Below are 16,650 nucleotides of genomic sequence, written 5' to 3'. Positions count from 1 at the left end.
GCCTCGCCGTCGGCGGACTCGCGCGGTGGGGTCAGTTCGTCGAGTAGGCGGTCGGGATGCTTGCCTAGGAGCTGGGCCGGCCCCCCTTCACCCCACCCACGCCCGCCCCGAGCGGGCCCTGATACGGAGAAAGAGTGGCTATCCCCCCGGATATAGCCACTCTTTCTCTACATCTGCAGCAACTCGGTGCGGGCGGTCAGTAGCGCCAGGGGCTGCCGGTTTCGCGGTATTCCTCGACGGGGACGAGGGGGATGTTGGGATCCATGCGGTCGATGTAGAGCTTGCCTTCGAGGTGGTCGATCTCGTGCGCGACGAGTCGCGCCATGGCGAATTCGAAGGACGTGATCGCCCGCCCGCCGTCCCATCTGGCGTGTTCGACGTCGAGCCGGAGTGGGCGGGCCACCAGGCCGCGCTGGTCGAAGAAGGAGAGGCAGCCCTCGTACTGCTCGTCGGTGTCCCGGGCGCTGTCGACGACACGCGGGTTGAGCAGGACGACGGGTTCGGCGTCCCGGTCGGGTGGGCGTACCACGGCCGCGGCCCAGGGGATGCCGAGCTGTGGTGCGGCGAGCCCGACTCCCTTGCTGAACGGGTGCAGTTCGTCCAGCCGGTGCAGTGCCGCGCGTAGTTGGAAGACGACGTCCCGGGCGGTGGCCTCGTCCTGGGGCAGTTCGAACAGCCGGGCCGGTTGGCGCAGCAGGGCCGCGCCGCGCTGCACGATGCCGGCCGCCCGCATCCGGTCGCTGGCCCGTGGTTCGGGCTCGGCGCCGACGGTGGGCTGGGCCCGGTAACGCCATTCGAGGCGGTAGCGGGCGTTGAGCGGTGGTTCCTCGGTCGACCAGTCGAAGACCGCCCGGCCGTCGACGTCGTGCCGGAGCAGTGGCGTACGCAGGGGCCCTTCTTCGGCCGAGAGGGTGGTCTCCACCCCCCACACCTGCGGGTCGAGGTCCAGCGGAAGGTTGAGCCGGACGGAGAGGTGCCGGGTGGGCAGTCGTACGGCCCGCTGGAACCACGGACCCCACTTCTCCTCGCCGACGGTGTACGCGTACTCGATGGTGACCCGCTCGCCGGGGTAGAGCGGGAAGCGTCCGTTGGCGTTCTCGAAGAGCAGCCACACCTCTTTGAAGGCGTCCCGGTCGTGCTTCTTGCGCCAGTCCATCGGCTCGGGACTTGCCTCGTCGCCGCAGAACGCCTGCAGGTCGAGTTCGGCGAAGGTAAGCGGGTGCTCCCGGTGGTGCCGGTTGGAGCGCCCGGGGTCGCTGGGGTACCGGTCGACGGCGACCCGGACCAGGTAGCGGGTGACGGGTTCGGTGCCGGCGTTGTAGAGCGCGCGCCGGATGACGCACCGGTACGCCTTGTCCTGGTGCGTGAGGGTGGCGGACTCCTGCTCGACGATGAGCCCGGTGCCCGGGGGCAGCCACTGTTCGGGTACGGGTGGGTCCCGGTGCGCGGTCATGTTCGACCGGGCGTGCCGGAGTTCGTCGTACTCCTGGAAGCGTTGCCAGATCGCGCCGGACGCGGCGAGTACGGCCTCGGCCCGGCGGGCGAAATCCTCGGTGGGCCGGTGGCGGCGGCCCTCTACGTGGCTGACATATGAGGGGTCGAACCCCATGCGGGCGGCGAGCTGCTTCTTGGTCATGCCCCGCTCGACCCGCCGTTTGGAGAGTTCGGCCGCGAACGAGTCGGCAGCCCGCTCGATGGGCGAGGTGGTCATCGGGTTCCTAAGGGGCCGGGAATCCCAGTCTGGTGGCCGACTTACCCAACGGGGCAGAACTGCCGCGTTAACGACATTTGGCTTGACAATTCTTCCATCATCATCGATCCTATCGCGGCTCGACGCCCTGTTCAGGGCCCTTGTCGCGCCCTCCAATCGGTCACTCCCGGTTACATGTCACCCGTTCGGGTACCCGCCCGCCAGGACCGCCGTCGGATCGCTGTAGCCGATGGTGACGAAAGCCTCCGGCACACCGCAAGATGTGGTTAGGCTTCCCTTAGTGCTAACGTGGCGTCCGGAACGGTGATCGAAGGGCGGGTGGCGTGACAGCGGTGACACCATGGCGAACACGGCCACTGCGCCACGCTGACCTGGGCATCCTCCCCACCCCGCGGCGCCGCGCCGACGGACCGCCAGAGACCTCCGCGCAGCGACTCGGTGACGCACTGTGACCGCCGTCATCGACGGTCGGGCGTACGCGACCGCCCCGCTCGCACCGGTGAACGCGACGCTGCGTCAGATGTTCGGCACCGACGACCTGCCCGGGCTCGTTCCCGGACTTTTCGTCGACGACGAGCGGGGCTGGCTGCCCGCCACCGAGCTGATCAACGGCAACCACCTGCCCGAGCTGCTGGCCGCCGCGCAGCGCTCCTGGCGGTCCACCCCGCACGCCGCCGCCGCGCTGTTCTGGAAGTCCTACACCTACTGGCTGGCGCTGCCCGTCGTCGTCGGCTGGGCGGCAGCCCGCCGGGTCCCGCTGCTGCGGGCGTCGGACGTACTGGTGCAGGTCGACGCCGAGCGCGCGGCGCTGACCCTGGGGCTGCGCCGCTCGACCACGGTCGCGGTGCTCGCCTCCGACCCGCTCGCGCTCAGCGGGCTGCCCGAGGTGCGGGTGCTCACCGACGAGACACAACTCCTGCGCGCGCTGCGCGATTCGCTGCTCGACGAACATCTGACCCCGCTGCTCGACGCGATACACACCCAGGTCCGGGTGGGTGCCCGTACGCTGCTCGGCTCGGTCGCCTCCGGGGTCGCGTACGGCATCCTGCGGGCCGCGGACGGCCTGCCCGGCGCGTCCGAGGAGAACGTGGCGACGCTGCTCGGCGCGCTCGACCTCGAAGACCTGATCGAGTTGGTGCCCGGTCCGGCCGGTGAGCCGACCGTGCAGCGCAAGACGTGCTGCCTTGCCTTCACCCTGCCGCAGCCGCGGATCTGCAAGGGCTGCTGCATCCGCTCGAACTGAGCACGCGGAACGACACCGGGGCCGCCGGTTCAGGCGTACAGCAGGGGACGGACGTCCCAGACCCAGACCCCGCCGATGGGCTTCGGCTCGATGCCGGTCAGCGCGGTCATGCCGGCGCGCAGCGCGTCAGCTCGTTCCTGTGGGGCGAGCACGACCACCCCGGCCCGCCAGGCGCGCAGATCCCGGAGCGCGTCCGTACGCCGCCGCGCGTCGACCCGCGGCAACACCCCCGTACGCCGGATCGCGTCGAAGTACCGGCTGGTGGGTGTCGGGGGCGCGGAGAAGAGCGCCACCCGACCCTCCGGCCGTCCCGGGCGGGTGTCCGGCCCCAGGAAGTAGCCCCGCGCGAGCGGCAACTCCAGGCCGGTCTGCGCGGACCAGCGCAGTGGGTCGGGATAGGTGGACGCGGGCAGCGGCAGCGCGACCACGCTCCGGCCGCCGGTGACGTACTGCCGCCAGGTGCCGTCGGTGACGAAGGCCGGCGTCGGCGGGAGCCGCTCCACCGGGATCGGTAGTGGGATCAGCGGTAGCAGCGCCATCAGCAGGATGGTGACGGCAGCGAACCGGATCGGCCCGGCCGCCGCGTGATGTCGGCGGGCCAGGTCGACGACTCGCGCGCAGCCGAGCGCGAGCAGCACCCCGATGATCGGGGCGAGCGCCAGCGCCCACCTGGTCGGCACCGCCGAGTCGAGCAGCGCAACGTCCTCCAGCACCGCCCAGGGCCCCGGCACGCCGGTGTCCCGGCCGTGCAGCCGGATCCGCGGGCCGAACGACATCACCGCGAAGATCAGGCCCGCGGCGGCCAGCCCGAGCACCTCCGCGCGGCGCCGCAGCCACCAGACCAGGGCCACCACGAGTACGACCAGCGGCCAGCCGAGGAACGCGTTCTGCTCGCTGGGGTTCTGGGCCAGTGGTCCGGCGGTGGCCGGGTCACCGGCGAGCGACTGCCCCGGGAAGGTCACGAAGGAGGCGAGGTCGGCGCCGTACGCCCGGATCGACCTGGGCAGGCCGGAGTACGCCTGCGGCCCGAAGAGCTGCACGTAGATCGGGTAGCCGAGCAGCAGCACCGCCACCCCGGCGGCGACGCCGAGCCCGGCCAGGAACGTTCGCGCGTCGCGCCGCAGCTCGGGGCGCCGGGCGACCAGGACGGCCAGCACGATCCCGAGCCCGACCGCCGTCATCAGCAGGATCTCCAAATTGACGAAGCCCTGCCAGACGATCAGCAGACCGAGCAGCACCCCGTTGCGCGGCCACCGGCCCGGCTCGCGCAGCCGCAGCACCCGCCAGACGATCAGCGGTACGAGAAACTGGCCGACGATGTTCGGGTGCCCGTTGGCGTGCGACACCATTGCCGGCGCGTACGCGCAGAACAGGGCGCCGACCCAGCCGGCCGCACGGCTGTGCACCAGGTGCCGGGAGAGCACCAGGTACCAGCAGATCCCGGTCGCCGCCAGTGCTCCGGTGAGGAAGACGGTGAAAGCGGCCCGTGGTCCCCACAGCAGCGTCACCGGGGTCAGCGGCAGCGAGACGCCGAGTACGGAGGTGTTCGCCATGATGTTCACGCCGTCGGGCACGTTCATCCGGTACGACAGGAACGGGTAGTCGCCCCGGGTCGGCACCCGGGCCCCGTGCGCCATCATCCACTCGAAGAACGCCTGGTCCGCCTCGTTCGAACGGACCCCGGAACCCGGCTGCAACCAGAGCCCGGAGGTGATCCAGACGGCCAGTCCGAAGTAGCTCAGCACCGCGGCGATGTCCGGCAGCGGACCGCGCCGGGAACGGCGCGGGTTCACGGTTGCCGGGGGCGGTTCCGGTGCGGGCTCCTTCGGTCGATCGGCGGTATCCGGACGAGAGGTAGTCATATCTGTTCGGAGAGTATCGGAGGATAACCGAGAGCCAGGCTCGATCACGGGCATCGGCGCGCTCTGTACCCGTACGTCCGGAAGCCGGACGGGACGGATCAACCGAACAATCCGTTCGTGCCACGCCGATGCCTCAATTTCCCTACGGTCGTCGTAGATGGTTCACTCTGTCGGTCCAGGGTGCAGGTCGAGTTTCAGATCGCGAGGAATCGACGCATGGCAGAAATCACTGGGGATCAGCGAGTTCAGTCCGAGGTACTCGAGGGTCTCGCGACCGCGGTGAACCACCGCCGATGGTTTGTGGAGCTGGCGCTGCCGTACCTGGGGGACAACCCGATCGAGATCGGCAGTGGCCTCGGCGACTACGTGCTCGAGTGGGCGCCGCACTTCCCCAGGTTCACGGCCACCGAGGCCGATCCCGACCGGCTGGTGGCACTGAAGGAGCGCCTCGCCGCCGAGTCCAACGTCGAGGTACGGCAGATGCTGCTGCCGCAGCCGGAGCAGGAGCACGGCGACTACAGCGCGGCGGTCTCGTACAACGTGCTCGAACACATCGAGGACCACGTCGGGGCGCTGCGGAGCATGCGGGACCTGGTGCGTCCCGGCGGTGCGATCGTACTGATCGTGCCGGCGTTCGAGTTCGCTATGGGTCCGGCGGACATCGCCACCGGACACGTACGGCGCTACACCAAGAAGACGATGCGGGCCGCGCTGCTCGATGCGGGGCTGACCGTGGAGCGGCTGCACTACGCGAACGCCCTCGGCCTCATCGGCTACTACATGGCGACGAACGTGTTCCGGCTGATGCCCAAGGAAGGCCCGATGGTGAAGGTCTACGACAGCCTGGTGCTGCCGGTGACCAAGGCGGCGGAGCAGCTCGTGCGACCGCCGTTCGGACAGTCGGTCTTCGCCGTCGCCCGGGTACCCGGCGCGTCGGAGGCCTGACCGGAGAGCGACGACCGACACCGTTCAACCCGTCCCCGGTGTCGGCCGTCCACTTACTCCGGCAAGTTCAGCCCTTGACCTGGTACGTCGGCCGGATTACCGCCCGTGCCAGGGTGTGGAAGGTCAGGTTGAAGCCGACGACCGCCGGGCTGGCGTCCGGTGTGAGGTCGAGCTGTTCCACATCGACCGCGTGTACGGCGAAGAGGTACCGGTGGACGTGGTCGCCGGCCGGCGGCGCCGCACCGCCGTACTCCTGGGTGCCGTAGTCGTTGCGGACCGCGAACGCACCACCCTCGACGGACCCGGCCTTGCCCGCGCCACGCGGCAACTGGGTGACCGACACCGGGATGTTGACCAGCAGCCAGTGCCAGAATCCGCTGGGGGTGGGGGCGTCCGGGTCGTAGCAGGTGACCACGAAGCTGCGCGTCCCGTCCGGGAAACCGGACCAGGCGAGGTGCGGCGACAGGTCGCCGCCGCCCAGGCTGGAGTGGACGAACTCGACGCCCAGCGGCTCGCCGTCGCGTACGTCGTCGCTGGTCAGGGTGAACGCCGGCACCGGCGGCAACAGGTCGTACGGATCCGGCGCGATCGGTCGCTCAAGGTTCATCAGGATGTCCTTCCAAAGAGGGAGACTCAGTGTCTTTGTACCCTGTCTGACCCGCCTTAGTGCCGCCGGTAGGCGGAACAGTGGGTGACGGATGTCCCGGTGTTCCCGACAACATCGGCGTTTTCCATTCCCAAAATACTCTGTCCACCGCTCGTACGGATGGCCATCCGCCTATTCCTGTTCGGTGACCAGTAGCCACTCACAACCTCTGCCTCGCATTCCGGGCGCGATTCGCTCGCGCTCTGCGGCGGTCCGATCAATCATCATGGCCTGCACGCCTTCCGTCCGTACGAACTCGGACGTCGCACGATGCGCCCGGGTCCGGTCGACCGGGGTGGTGGGACGCCGGGCCCGATGCCGGCGACAAGGGGCCCAGCCCGCCTCGGCCCAATGGACATTTCTCTGATCCGGACATTGCGCGGAGAGCGGCACCGCGCCGACAAATCCGGCGCCGTCATCATCTCCGACATGAGCGGGCACATCCGCCACACTCAAACTGGTCACTACGGCGACAACCACTCTGTGTGATCATGCAGCACGGGCCGGATGGCGCGGAAGAAGCGGCACGGGTCACGGTTTAAGCAGGCCAAGAGGGGTTGGCAGGAGCAGAAGCGGCCCAGTAACGTCAGCCCGTCTGGTCCGGCCCTTAGTCACCGCGGGTGACACCGGAACAGGCCCGCTGAGTCGTAACTGTTACGAGCCGGGGACCCACAGTAGTTCTGGGGTGAATCCGCGAACCGTTGGTTCGTGGTAGGGCGTGCTTCCCGCCCGAATCCGTCAGCTAACCCGGTAGGCGGTATCGGAAGGAGAACATGCTCGTGCAGCGCCGTACCTGCCGTGGCCCATCCCTCGATCCCCCCGGCCCGTCTCGCCACCTGCCCCGGCTCGCCCGCATCGCGGTGCAGCCCGCGAAGGTAGCGCACTAGGCCACTCCCGGCAATTTGCGTGACGACGTTCATCCGGTAGCGCATTTCACCGCATCGCGGTGACGGTTCCGCGCGCCCCGATCCGGACCCGACGGCTGGCGGTGAATCCGCCCCGCCGATGACGCGTACCCCAGGTCACGCAAACCGGCCCCCGGCAGCGACATATCGCCATCCCGATTCATGTGCCCCCGATCGCAGATCGGCACATCTGCGGAGGATTTTTATGAAGCATCGTCAGCAACTCCGACGCGTCGTGACCGCCAGCCCGTACCGGGCCGGCGTCGTCTCCGCCGCCGTTCTCGCCGTGGGTCTCACCACCGGCATCCTGCTCACCCAGGGCAACGGGTCGGCGACGCCGGCCAACGCCTCGACCGTCGCGGTCGCGGAGAAGATGGGCGGCCAGGCCGGCGCCGAGATCGCCCCCAGCCTGGTCACCCCCAGCCCGGCCACCCCGACCCCGAGTGCCTCGACCTCGGCACCCGCACCGGCGGCCCCGTCGTCGGCCCCGCCCACCGCCGCCAAGGCCGTGGCGACACCGACCAAGGCGGTCAAGAAGGCTCCCCCCGCGTCGAAGGTGCTCGACTACGACTACGAGGCGCAGATCAACGGCTGGTACTGCGGGCCGGCGGCCGCCAGGATCGCCCTGACCGCCCGCGACCGCCAGCCGAGCCAGGACGACGTCGCCGCGGCCCTGGGCACCACGTTCAACGGAACCAACTCCGCCGACGACGTCACCCGCGGGCTGAACAACCTGGCCAAGACCAACTTCTACTCGAGCACGTTCATCCAGGGGTCCCCGTCCCCGGCCCAGATGGACCAACTCCAGGCGGACGTCGTACACGCGGTCAGCAGCGGGTACGCGGTCGTCGCGAACATCGCCGGCTCGGCGACCGACACCGACGGCGGCTGGCACTCGTACGACGGAGGTCACTACCTCACCGTGGTCGGTTACCGCGACAGCGGACGGACCGTGCAGATCGCGGACCCGGCGTTCGTCAACGGGGTCAGCTCCTACTGGATGACCACCATCGACCTGGCCAACTGGATGGCCACCCGGGGCTACTCAGCCTGACCCGCCCTCCCCCCGGTCCCGGGTGCCGACCCAACCGGTCGGCGCCCGGGACTGTCCGTACCAGTGGGACGGTGGCCGCGTTGCCACAACCAACCACGTACGCGTGCGTTGTCCCTGTCGTGACCATGGACCTCGCCTATCGGGCGGACACCGGCGACCGCGAGGTCCGGGTGGCCGACCGTGCCCCCGGTCGCTACTCCGAGCCGGCCGCCGCGCGCCGGTCCCCAGAACGAAAGGCACAGGTGGTGGCCATGGCCGGTCAGGTGTTCGCCCCGTGAGCCGCGTCGACGAACCGTTGACCCGCGCCGGGATCTGGGAGGCGGCGGCGATGACCATCGCCCAGCACGAGGACCGGGGTACGTCCTACGCCCCGGGCACCTGCGCCTGCTGCACCCCGGACGGCTGCGCCCAGTTGAGCTGGGCGATGGAGGTACGTGCCGGCCGCGACCCGGAGTATCCGATCGGCAACCCGGCGCCGCCAACCCTGAAGTCGATCAGCTAGGACCCGGGTTCAACGCGCGGACCCTGCTGCCTCGATGGCGAGCTTGGCGAACTCGTCCAGCCCGCCGTTCCACATGAAGTCGCTGGTCTGGGTCAGGGCCACGGCCACCAGGTCGTGCTGGGGGTCGTTGAACCAGGTGGTGCCGTACCCGCCGTCCCAGCCGTAGCGGCCCGGTACGGGCGAGATCTCGTCCGGCTCGACCGCTACGGACATGCCCAGCCCCCACCCCCGGCCGCCGAGCAGCATCCCACCGGTGGAGATCTGCTCCGGGGTCAGGTGGTTGGTGGTCATAAGGTCGACCGACGCCTCCGACAGCAACCGCTCGCCCCGGTGCACCCCCTTCGCCAGCAGCAGCCGGGCGAAGGCCAGGAAGTCGTCGGCGGTGGACAGCAGCCCGCTGGAGCCGGAGGGGAAGGCCGGGGGGCTGGACCACTCGCTCGGGGTGGAAACCGTACGCAGTTCCATCTTCCCGCTCTGGAAGTCCGTCATGTAGTGGCTGGGCAGCCGCCTGGTGTAGTCGGCGGGCAGCCAGAAACCGGTCTCGGTCATGCCCAGTGGCTCGAAGATCCGGGCCCGGAAGAAGTCGCCGAGCGGCTGGCCGGCGGCCCGCGCGACCAGGACACCCAGCACCAGCGTGCCGACGTTGTACTGCCAGCGCTCGCCGGGCTGGTACATCAGCGGCAGCGAGCCGAAGCGCTTGATCCACTCGTCCGGCTCGTGTGGCGTACGCGGATCCGGCGCGCCGAGTACGAGTTGCAGCTCGTGGACCGCCTTGTTGATCGGGAACGGCGGGTCGAAGCTCGGTTCGGTGATCGTGCCGAATCCGAGGCGGAAGGTCAGCAGGTCCTCCACCAGGATCGGCCGGTGGGCCGGTACGGTTTCGTCGAGCGGCCCGTCGACCTGCTTGAGCACCCGGCGGTCGGCCAACTCCGGCAACAGCCGGTCGACCGGCTCGTCCAGGCTCAGCCGGCCGTCCTCGACCAGCATCATCGTCGCCGTCGCGATGACCGGCTTGGTCATCGACGCGATCCGGAACAGGGTGTCCCGCCGCATCGGCACGTCGCCGCCGAAGGCGGTGCACCCGATGGCGTCGACCTGCACGTCGTCGCCCTTGGCCACCAGGGTGACCAGGCCCGGCAGCTCGCCTTTGTCGACCCGCCCGGCCATGGCGTCGTGCAGCCGGGCCAGCCCGGCCCGATCGAGTTCGCCTGTCATCTCACAACCTCCGATGCGTACGGGTCCACCAACTGGTCGAAGCAGCGTTCGGCGGATCGACATCTCTCGGGTCCCATCTTGGCCCGCGACACCGACAGTCGAGGTCCCGACACACATCGCATCGAGCGCCCCAGCGGCGAGTTCATGGCCTCGGCGGCAGGTGGGGTGATCCGGTGGAGCGGGCTGGAGCCTGAATTTGCGAGTCGCGCTGTTGCGCGCGCTCAGAGCGGGCGTTCCCGCTGTTCAGAGGCGGAGGGTGTGGGATTCGAACCCACGAAGAACATCGCTGCCCTTACCGGTTTTCAAGACCAGCGCCATCGGCCACTAGGCGAACCCTCCTTGGCCCCGGAAGCCGTACCCGGCCGGTCCGTTGCCGTCGCCTAGTCTGCCATGAACCGGACCTCCCCGGATGCCATGGTCCACAAGGATGCGTCACCGTCGATCGAGGCGGACGAGCGCCGGACAGGACCGGTCATCGTGCGACAGGACTGGACAGGACGGCAGGTTTCGCCAGACTGGACACATGAAGGCGATCACTGTTCCGGAGCCGGGCGGACCCGAGGCGCTGGTCTGGGCCGACGTGCCCGATCCCGAACTCGGTCCGGGCGAGGTGATGATCGACGTACGGGCGACCGCCGTCAACCGCGCCGACGTACTGCAACGGCAGGGGAAGTACGCGCCGCCGAAGGGCGCTTCGCCGTACCCGGGGTTGGAATGCTCCGGCGTGATCAGCGCGATCGCCTCCGACGTGACCGGGTGGCAGCTGGGCCAGGAGGTCTGTGCCCTGCTCACCGGCGGCGGCTACGCGCAACGGGTGGTGGTGCCCGCCGGGCAGGTGCTGCCGGTGCCGGCGAACGTCGACCTGGTCGACGCCGCCGGCCTACCCGAGGTGGCCTGCACGGTCTGGTCGAACGTGGTGCAGGTGGCCCGGCTCGGCGCGGGCGAGACGTTGCTCGTGCACGGCGGCGGCAGCGGCATCGGCACCTTCGCCATCCAGTTCGGCACCGCGCTGGGCGCCAACGTGATCGTCACCGCCCGGACCAGCAAACACGAACAGTTGCGCAGATTGGGCGCGAGCCACGTCATCGACTACACCAGTCAGGACTTCCCCGAGGAGACGCGGGCCGCCACCGACGGGCGCGGCGCCGACGTGGTCCTGGACATCATGGGCGGGTCCTACCTGACCCGCAACGTGCAGGCGCTCGCCGACCACGGCCGGATCGTGGTGATCGGACTACAGGGTGGGCGCAAGGGCGAACTGGACGTGAGCATGCTGATGTCGAAGTACGGCACGATCCACGGAACCATCCTCCGGTCCCGGCCCGCGGCGCAGAAGGCCGCCATCGTACGGGGAGTGCGCGAGGAGGTCTGGCCGCTGCTGGAGTCGGGTGCGATCCACCCCGTGGTGGACCGGCGGCTGCCGATCACCGAGGCGGCGCAGGCGCACCGGATCCTGGAGGACAGCAACCACCTCGGCAAGGTACTGCTGACGGTGGAGTGATCGCGTCGGGTTCTCCGCGTGCTCCGGGCCGGCGCTACGTCCGGGCGGAACGGGGGAGCATCAGGCGGGCGCCGGGACCCTCGGCGGCCAACTCGTCGCCGGGGTTGTAGAGGGTGCAGCGCTGCAAAGACAGGCAGCCGCAGCCGATGCAACCGTTCAGGTCGTCGCGCAGTTTGGTGAGCATCCGGATCCGCTCGTCGAGCCGGCTCTGCCAGGCGGCGGAGAGTCGGGTCCAGTCCGCGGTGGTCGGCGTACGCGAGTTGGGCAGCGAGTCGAGCGCGGTACGGATCTCGTCTAGCGAGATGCCAACCTGCTGCGAGATCCGGATGAAAGCCACCCGGCGCAGTTCGCTGCGCTCGTACCGGCGCTGGTTTCCGCCCGTGCGCCCGGCCCGGATCAGGCCGAGCCGCTCGTAGTAGCGCAGCGCCGAGGGGGCCACACCGGACCGGAGGGCCAGATCGCCGATGGTCAATCCCTCCTGCACGGCCACCCCTTGACTTGAAGTTAACTTCAACTCGCAGGCTAACCGCATGACAACGGCATCGACAACCAGCACCGGGCTCGGCCCGCTGCTGCGCCGGCTCACCGGCGACGAGAAACACGGGCCGAGCGCGTTCTCGACCCTGGACGTGATCTGGGTGCTCTACGACCGCATCCTGCGGGTCGACCCCGACCGGCCGGACGCACCCGATCGGGACCGCTTCCTGCTCTCCAAGGGACACGGGCCGGCCGCCTACTACGCCGTACTCGCCGCGAAGGGTTTCATCCCCGAGACATGGCTGGACGATCTGGCCGGGCCGGAGAGCCGGCTCGGCCACCACCCGGACCGGCTGCTGGTGCCGGGAGTGGAGATCGGCAGCGGCTCGCTCGGCCACGGCCTCGGACTCGGTGTGGGCAGCGCGCTCGGGCTGCGGGCCCAGGGCCTCACCCAACCCCGGGTGTACGTCCTGCTCGGTGACGCCGAACTGGACGAGGGCGCCAACCACGAGGCGATCGCGTACGCGGGTGCGATCGGGCTGTCGAACCTCACCGTGATCGTGATCGACAACCAGTCCGCGAGCCATGGTTGGTCGGGCGGGATCGCCAGCCGGTTCACCGTCAACGGATGGACCGCCACGGACGTCAACGGGCGGGACCGGGACGCGATCGAGGCCGCCCTGCGCGGCCACCAAGCAAACCGGCCGCACGTCGTGGTGGCCCGGGTCGAAACGAAGGAAGGCTGACGAACATGTCCGGCACCGGAGTTCCGTGCACCATGCGGGAGACCTTCGTCGACACGGCGACCACGTTGCTCGCCGAACGGCCGCGTACCGCCGTGGTGCTCGCCGACATCTCCGCCTCGGCGTTCGCCCCGGCCGCCCGAGCGCATCCCGACCGGGTGCTCAACGTCGGCATCCGCGAACAGTTGATGATCGGCGTCGCCGGTGGGCTCGCGCTGACCGGGCTGCGCCCGATCGTGCACTCGTACGCGACTTTCGCGGTGGACCGGGCGTACGAGCAGCTCAAGCTGGATCTGGACCATCAGGGCGTGAGTGCGGTGGTGGTCAGCGTCGGAGCGTCGTACGACGGTTCGAGCATGGGCCGCACGCACATGTCACCGGGCGACGTGGCACTGGTCGACACGCTCGGCGACTGGACCGTGCACGTACCCGGTCATCCGGACGAGGTGCCGCCGCTGCTGCGTGCCGCGGTCGGGCACGACGATCCGGTTTACCTGCGGCTGTCCACCCAGGCGAACGACCACGCGTACGAGCACGATGGTGGTCGGCTGCGGGTGCTGCAACGCGGAAGCGCACAGGGGGCGGTGGTGGTGGCGGTCGGGCCGATGCTCGATCCGACGATGCGGGCGGTTGCCGGCCTGGACGTCACGGTGGCCTACACGAACACGCCCCGCCCGTTCGACGCGGCGGGGCTGCGGGCGCTGACCGGCACCCGGGGTACGGCGAAAATCGTCCTGGTCGAGCCATACCTGGCCGGTACGTCGAGCGCGTTGGTCGGGCAGGTGCTGGTCGACGTGAGCCATCGGTTGCTGGCCCTGGGCGTGGGCCGCACCGACCTGCGACGTTACGGCAGCCCAGCCGACCATGCCCGGTGGCACGGGCTGGATCCGACGGGCCTGCGCGCCTCGATCAGCGGTTTCCTGGGGTAGGGGCGTTGCGGCGTCGGGCGCGTTCGCGACCGAGGATCCAGACCGCCTCGACGCCGTCCTTCCAGGTGATCTTCTTGCCCTCTTCGCGGCCCCGGGCGCGGTAGCTGATCGGCACCTCGTACGGGCGGATCTTGCGACGGAGCAGCTTGCCGGTGACCTCGGCCTCCATGCCGAAGCCGCGCGACTTCACGTCGAGTGAGCGGTAGAGCGCCACCGGCAGCAGCTTGAAACAGGTTTCCAGGTCGCCGATGTACGAGTTGAAGAGAACATTGGCAGCGGTGGTGACGGCCTTGTTACCCATCACGTACCAGAAGCTATATGCGCTGTGGCTGCCGAATGTCCGATTTCCATATACAACCGTGGCCCGCCCGTCGAGCACCGGGTCGAGCAGCTTCGGAATGTCCTGCGGGTCGTATTCGAGATCGGCGTCGAGCATCACCATGTACTCGCCGTCGGCATGCGCGACCGCGGTCTTGATCGCGGCGCCCTTGCCGGCGTTACGCGGGTGGGTGATCACCCGGAGCCGGGCGTCGTCCGCACGACCGAGGATTTCGGCGGTGCCGTCACGGCTGCCGTCGTCGACGATCAGCAGCTCGATCTCGCACGGGTAGTCGACCGCAAGTGCCTGTTTCAGGGCATCCGCGATGCGTTCTTCCTCGTTGTAAACCGGCATGAGGATCGATAGCTTCACAGGAGTCTCCACGGTGCGGACGACGAATCGGCCTTAGCCTAGCTGGTCTCGCTGATTGGCAAAGTCCGGTGCTGTGCGTCGGTTCCCGGACCGCAGGCCATGTGGTGTTTACTTCCCGCCATGCCGGCTGCAGCGTCCGTGCTCGTGGTGGTGCCCGTACTCGGGTACCTGTCCCTGCTGTACGCAGTGCGCCCGGCCACGGGTGCCACCGTCGCGCCGTACCGGCTGGCCGCGGTGCGGGCCGCGCTGTCCACCGGCGCCTATGCCGTACTCACCGTCGAGCTGCTCGGTGCGCTCGACGCGCTCACACTTCCCGCGATCACGCTCGCCTGGCTGATCTTCCTGGCCGCGGCGGTCGCCCTGGCCGGACTGCGCCGTCGCCGCGAGGGGCCGCGCCGATGGGCGGCGGTCCGCGACCGGTTCCGCTCCGGCTGGCGTACGGCGAGCCGGGGTGAGCGGCTGCTCGCCGGTACGGTCGCCGGCCTGCTCCTGGTCGATCTCGTCGTCGCGGTGCTGGCCGAGCCGAACAACTTCGACTCGCAGACGTACCACCTGCCGAAGATCGAGCACTGGGTGGCCCAGGGATCGCTGGAGTTCTGGCCGACCGCCATCCACCGGCAGGTCACCATCCCGCCCGGCGCCGAGTACCTGCTGCTGCACCTGCGCCTGTTCACCGGCGGCGACGGGCTGTACAACCTGGTCCAGTGGGCCGCCGGGGTGGGCTGCCTGCTGTTGGCCGCCCGGATCGCCGCCCAGCTCGGCGGCGGCCGACGGGCCCAACTGATCACCGCGTTCCTGGTCGGTACCACCCCGATGGTCGTACTCCAGGCCACCAGCACCCAGACCGACCTGGTCACCGCCGCCTGGGTGGCCTGCCTGGCGACGCTGGTGCTGGACGGGCTGACCCGACGCGTCACCGCCGGTACGGCGCTCGCCCTCGGTACGGCCACCGGCCTGATCGCGGTCACCAAGACGAGCGGGCTGCTCGGCGCCGGTCCGCTGCTCGTCCTGTGGGCGCTGGCCCAACTCCGGCTCGGCTGGACCGGCGGTCCTTCCGGTAGGGGCCGGGCGGTATGGCGTACCGGGCTTGCCTCGGTGGTGATCCTGCTGGTGGCGGCCGTGGTCACCGGACCGTTCCTGCTCCGGGTCACGGCCGAGTTCGGCAACCCGCTCGGCCCGCCCCGGCTGCGCGAGTCGATCCCGATGCAGCGGCACGACCCCGGCTCGATCCTGGTCAACGCCCTGCGGATCGGGCAGACCGCCCTGGACACGCCGCTGAGTGCGCTGACCGACACCCCGGCCGGCGTGGTCGGCGACGCACCGGCAGAGGCGATCGAGGGCGGGGCACGGCTGATCGGGGTGGACCCGCAGGACCGGGCGACCACGTTCGGCCAGACCACCTTCCCGGTGCAGGCGTGGTACCCGGACGAGGACCGGGTTGCCTTTCCCATCGCCGGCGCACTGGCGCTGACCGGGTGCGTCTTCGCGCTGGTCCGCCCGCGCCGGATCAGCGCGGCGGCCCCCGGTGCGCTGCGGGCGTACGCGGTGACGGTGGCGGTGACCCTGCTGCTGCACACCGCGATGATCAAGTGGCAGCCGTGGGGGAACCGGCTGCTGCTGTACGCGCTGGTGATGGCGCTGCCGCTGGCCGGGCTCTGGCTGGACGCGCTGTTCCGTACGCGTACCCGGGAAAGCGCGGCCACCGACCGGCCGGCCCGGCGTTCGGTCGCCGTCGTCCTGGCGGTGGCCCTGCTCGCCGGCTCGGCGCTGGCCGGCGTGCTCGCGGTGTCGTACGGCTTCCCGCGCCGGCTGGTCGGCAGCGGCTCGGTGTTCACCACCTCGGACTGGGACACCAGGTTCCTGCGGCGTCCACAGTGGGCCGACGAGTTCCGGTGGGCCGCCGACCGGGTACGCGCGAGCGACGCGCACCGGGTCGGCCTGGTGCAGCAGAACGACAACTGGGAGTACCCGTGGTGGCTGCTCCTGCGCGACGGGGACGGCGGCTCCGCCCGCGAGATCGTGGCCCTGCAGTCGGTGCTGCCCGAACGGCCACCGGCCAGTCCGTCCAGTGTGGACGCCATCGTCTGCACCGGGAACCGCGCCGACTGCACCCGGCTCGTACCGCAGGGTTGGCGGGTCGAGTTCCGCGGCTACGTCGGCGTGGCCCTCCCGCCCGCTCCCCGCTGAGTCCCGAAGGCCCGTGACGCCTGCTCGAGGCCCGTGACG

Annotated in this window: 15 protein-coding genes, 1 tRNA gene and 1 riboswitch; of the genes, 9 read left to right on the top strand and 7 right to left on the bottom strand. The window is 70.0% G+C overall.

The features are described from left to right. Positions 1-196: 196 nt before the first annotated feature. Positions 197-1,711, bottom strand: coding sequence for a peptide deformylase (locus AB0J90_RS15635; RefSeq protein WP_363596237.1), 1,515 nt, complete (start codon positions 1,709-1,711; stop codon positions 197-199). Positions 1,712-2,171: 460 nt separating this feature from the next. On the opposite strand from AB0J90_RS15635, the gene AB0J90_RS15630 reads away from it, so the two are divergent. Then, entirely contained in the window at positions 2,172-2,954 is a 783-nt protein-coding gene (locus AB0J90_RS15630; RefSeq protein ID WP_363596277.1) for an IucA/IucC family C-terminal-domain containing protein, read from the top strand. A gap of 29 nt (positions 2,955-2,983) precedes the next feature. Here the strand turns inward: AB0J90_RS15630 and AB0J90_RS15625 are convergent, their stop codons facing one another. After that, on the bottom strand, positions 2,984-4,816 hold the full coding sequence (locus tag AB0J90_RS15625; RefSeq protein ID WP_363596235.1) for a hypothetical protein: 1,833 nt from the start codon (positions 4,814-4,816) through the stop codon (positions 2,984-2,986). A 216-nt stretch (positions 4,817-5,032) separates the two neighbouring features. Here AB0J90_RS15625 and AB0J90_RS15620 point away from each other — a divergent pair, with 216 nt between their 5' ends. Further along, positions 5,033-5,761, top strand: a complete 729-nt coding sequence (locus tag AB0J90_RS15620) for a class I SAM-dependent methyltransferase (RefSeq protein WP_363596233.1) — start codon at positions 5,033-5,035, stop codon at positions 5,759-5,761. A 67-nt stretch (positions 5,762-5,828) separates the two neighbouring features. Here AB0J90_RS15620 and AB0J90_RS15615 read toward each other — a convergent pair whose 3' ends face one another. Continuing rightward, positions 5,829-6,368, bottom strand: a complete 540-nt coding sequence (locus tag AB0J90_RS15615) for a YbhB/YbcL family Raf kinase inhibitor-like protein (protein ID WP_363596231.1) — start codon at positions 6,366-6,368, stop codon at positions 5,829-5,831. 667 nt (positions 6,369-7,035) lie between these two features. Then, positions 7,036-7,179: riboswitch (cyclic di-AMP (ydaO/yuaA leader) on the top strand. Between the two features lie 338 nt (positions 7,180-7,517). Here AB0J90_RS15615 and AB0J90_RS15610 point away from each other — a divergent pair. The 3 genes from AB0J90_RS15610 to AB0J90_RS15600 all read left to right on the top strand — a co-directional run bounded on the left by AB0J90_RS15610 (position 7,518) and on the right by AB0J90_RS15600 (position 8,868). Next, on the top strand, positions 7,518-8,366 hold the full coding sequence (locus AB0J90_RS15610; RefSeq protein WP_363596229.1) for a C39 family peptidase: 849 nt from the start codon (positions 7,518-7,520) through the stop codon (positions 8,364-8,366). 119 nt (positions 8,367-8,485) lie between these two features. Beyond that, positions 8,486-8,644, top strand: a complete 159-nt coding sequence (locus AB0J90_RS15605; RefSeq protein ID WP_363596227.1) for a hypothetical protein — start codon at positions 8,486-8,488, stop codon at positions 8,642-8,644. Next, positions 8,641-8,868, top strand: coding sequence for a hypothetical protein (locus AB0J90_RS15600; RefSeq protein ID WP_363596225.1), 228 nt, complete (start codon positions 8,641-8,643; stop codon positions 8,866-8,868). Before AB0J90_RS15605 ends, AB0J90_RS15600 begins: the two co-directional genes overlap by 4 nt. Before the next feature lie 9 nt (positions 8,869-8,877). On the opposite strand, the gene AB0J90_RS15595 is transcribed toward AB0J90_RS15600, so the two are convergent. After that, the gene (locus AB0J90_RS15595; protein WP_363596223.1) at positions 8,878-10,083 is read right to left on the bottom strand and encodes a serine hydrolase domain-containing protein; all 1,206 of its coding nucleotides are present in this window, start codon (positions 10,081-10,083) and stop codon (positions 8,878-8,880) included. 250 nt (positions 10,084-10,333) lie between these two features. Beyond that, positions 10,334-10,422, bottom strand: a tRNA-Ser gene (locus tag AB0J90_RS15590). Between the two features lie 184 nt (positions 10,423-10,606). On the opposite strand from AB0J90_RS15590, the gene AB0J90_RS15585 reads away from it, so the two are divergent. Next, a complete protein-coding gene (locus tag AB0J90_RS15585; protein ID WP_363596221.1) occupies positions 10,607-11,584 on the top strand; it encodes an NAD(P)H-quinone oxidoreductase in 978 nt (325 codons plus the stop codon). A gap of 34 nt (positions 11,585-11,618) precedes the next feature. Here the strand turns inward: AB0J90_RS15585 and soxR are convergent, their stop codons facing one another. Beyond that, positions 11,619-12,068: a redox-sensitive transcriptional activator SoxR gene (soxR, locus tag AB0J90_RS15580; protein WP_363596219.1), complete on the bottom strand. Its 450-nt coding sequence runs from the start codon at positions 12,066-12,068 to the stop codon at positions 11,619-11,621. A gap of 46 nt (positions 12,069-12,114) precedes the next feature. On the opposite strand from soxR, the gene AB0J90_RS15575 reads away from it, so the two are divergent. Both AB0J90_RS15575 and AB0J90_RS15570 read left to right on the top strand, forming a co-directional pair. Further along, positions 12,115-12,807, top strand: a complete 693-nt coding sequence (locus AB0J90_RS15575) for a transketolase (protein WP_363596217.1) — start codon at positions 12,115-12,117, stop codon at positions 12,805-12,807. Between the two features lie 32 nt (positions 12,808-12,839). Further along, positions 12,840-13,733: a transketolase gene (locus tag AB0J90_RS15570; protein WP_363596275.1), complete on the top strand. Its 894-nt coding sequence runs from the start codon at positions 12,840-12,842 to the stop codon at positions 13,731-13,733. Here AB0J90_RS15570 and AB0J90_RS15565 read toward each other — a convergent pair. Further along, positions 13,714-14,424 carry a glycosyltransferase family 2 protein gene (locus AB0J90_RS15565; RefSeq protein WP_363596215.1) on the bottom strand — a complete coding sequence of 237 codons (711 nt, stop codon included), beginning with the start codon at positions 14,422-14,424 and terminating at the stop codon, positions 13,714-13,716. The genes AB0J90_RS15570 and AB0J90_RS15565 overlap by 20 nt on opposite strands. A 120-nt stretch (positions 14,425-14,544) precedes the next feature. Between AB0J90_RS15565 and AB0J90_RS15560 the strand changes: the two genes are divergently transcribed. Continuing rightward, positions 14,545-16,611 (top strand): hypothetical protein, encoded by a 2,067-nt coding sequence (locus tag AB0J90_RS15560; protein WP_363596213.1) that lies wholly within the window; start codon positions 14,545-14,547, stop codon positions 16,609-16,611. The last annotated feature ends 39 nt before the right edge of the window (positions 16,612-16,650 follow it).

Source organism: Micromonospora sp. NPDC049523, assembly GCF_040676775.1.
In the GTDB taxonomy this organism is placed as follows: Bacteria; Actinomycetota; Actinomycetes; order Mycobacteriales; family Micromonosporaceae; genus Micromonospora_G.
Note: the sequence above shows the minus strand (reverse complement) of the source record. Positions and strands in the feature narration are given on the sequence as shown.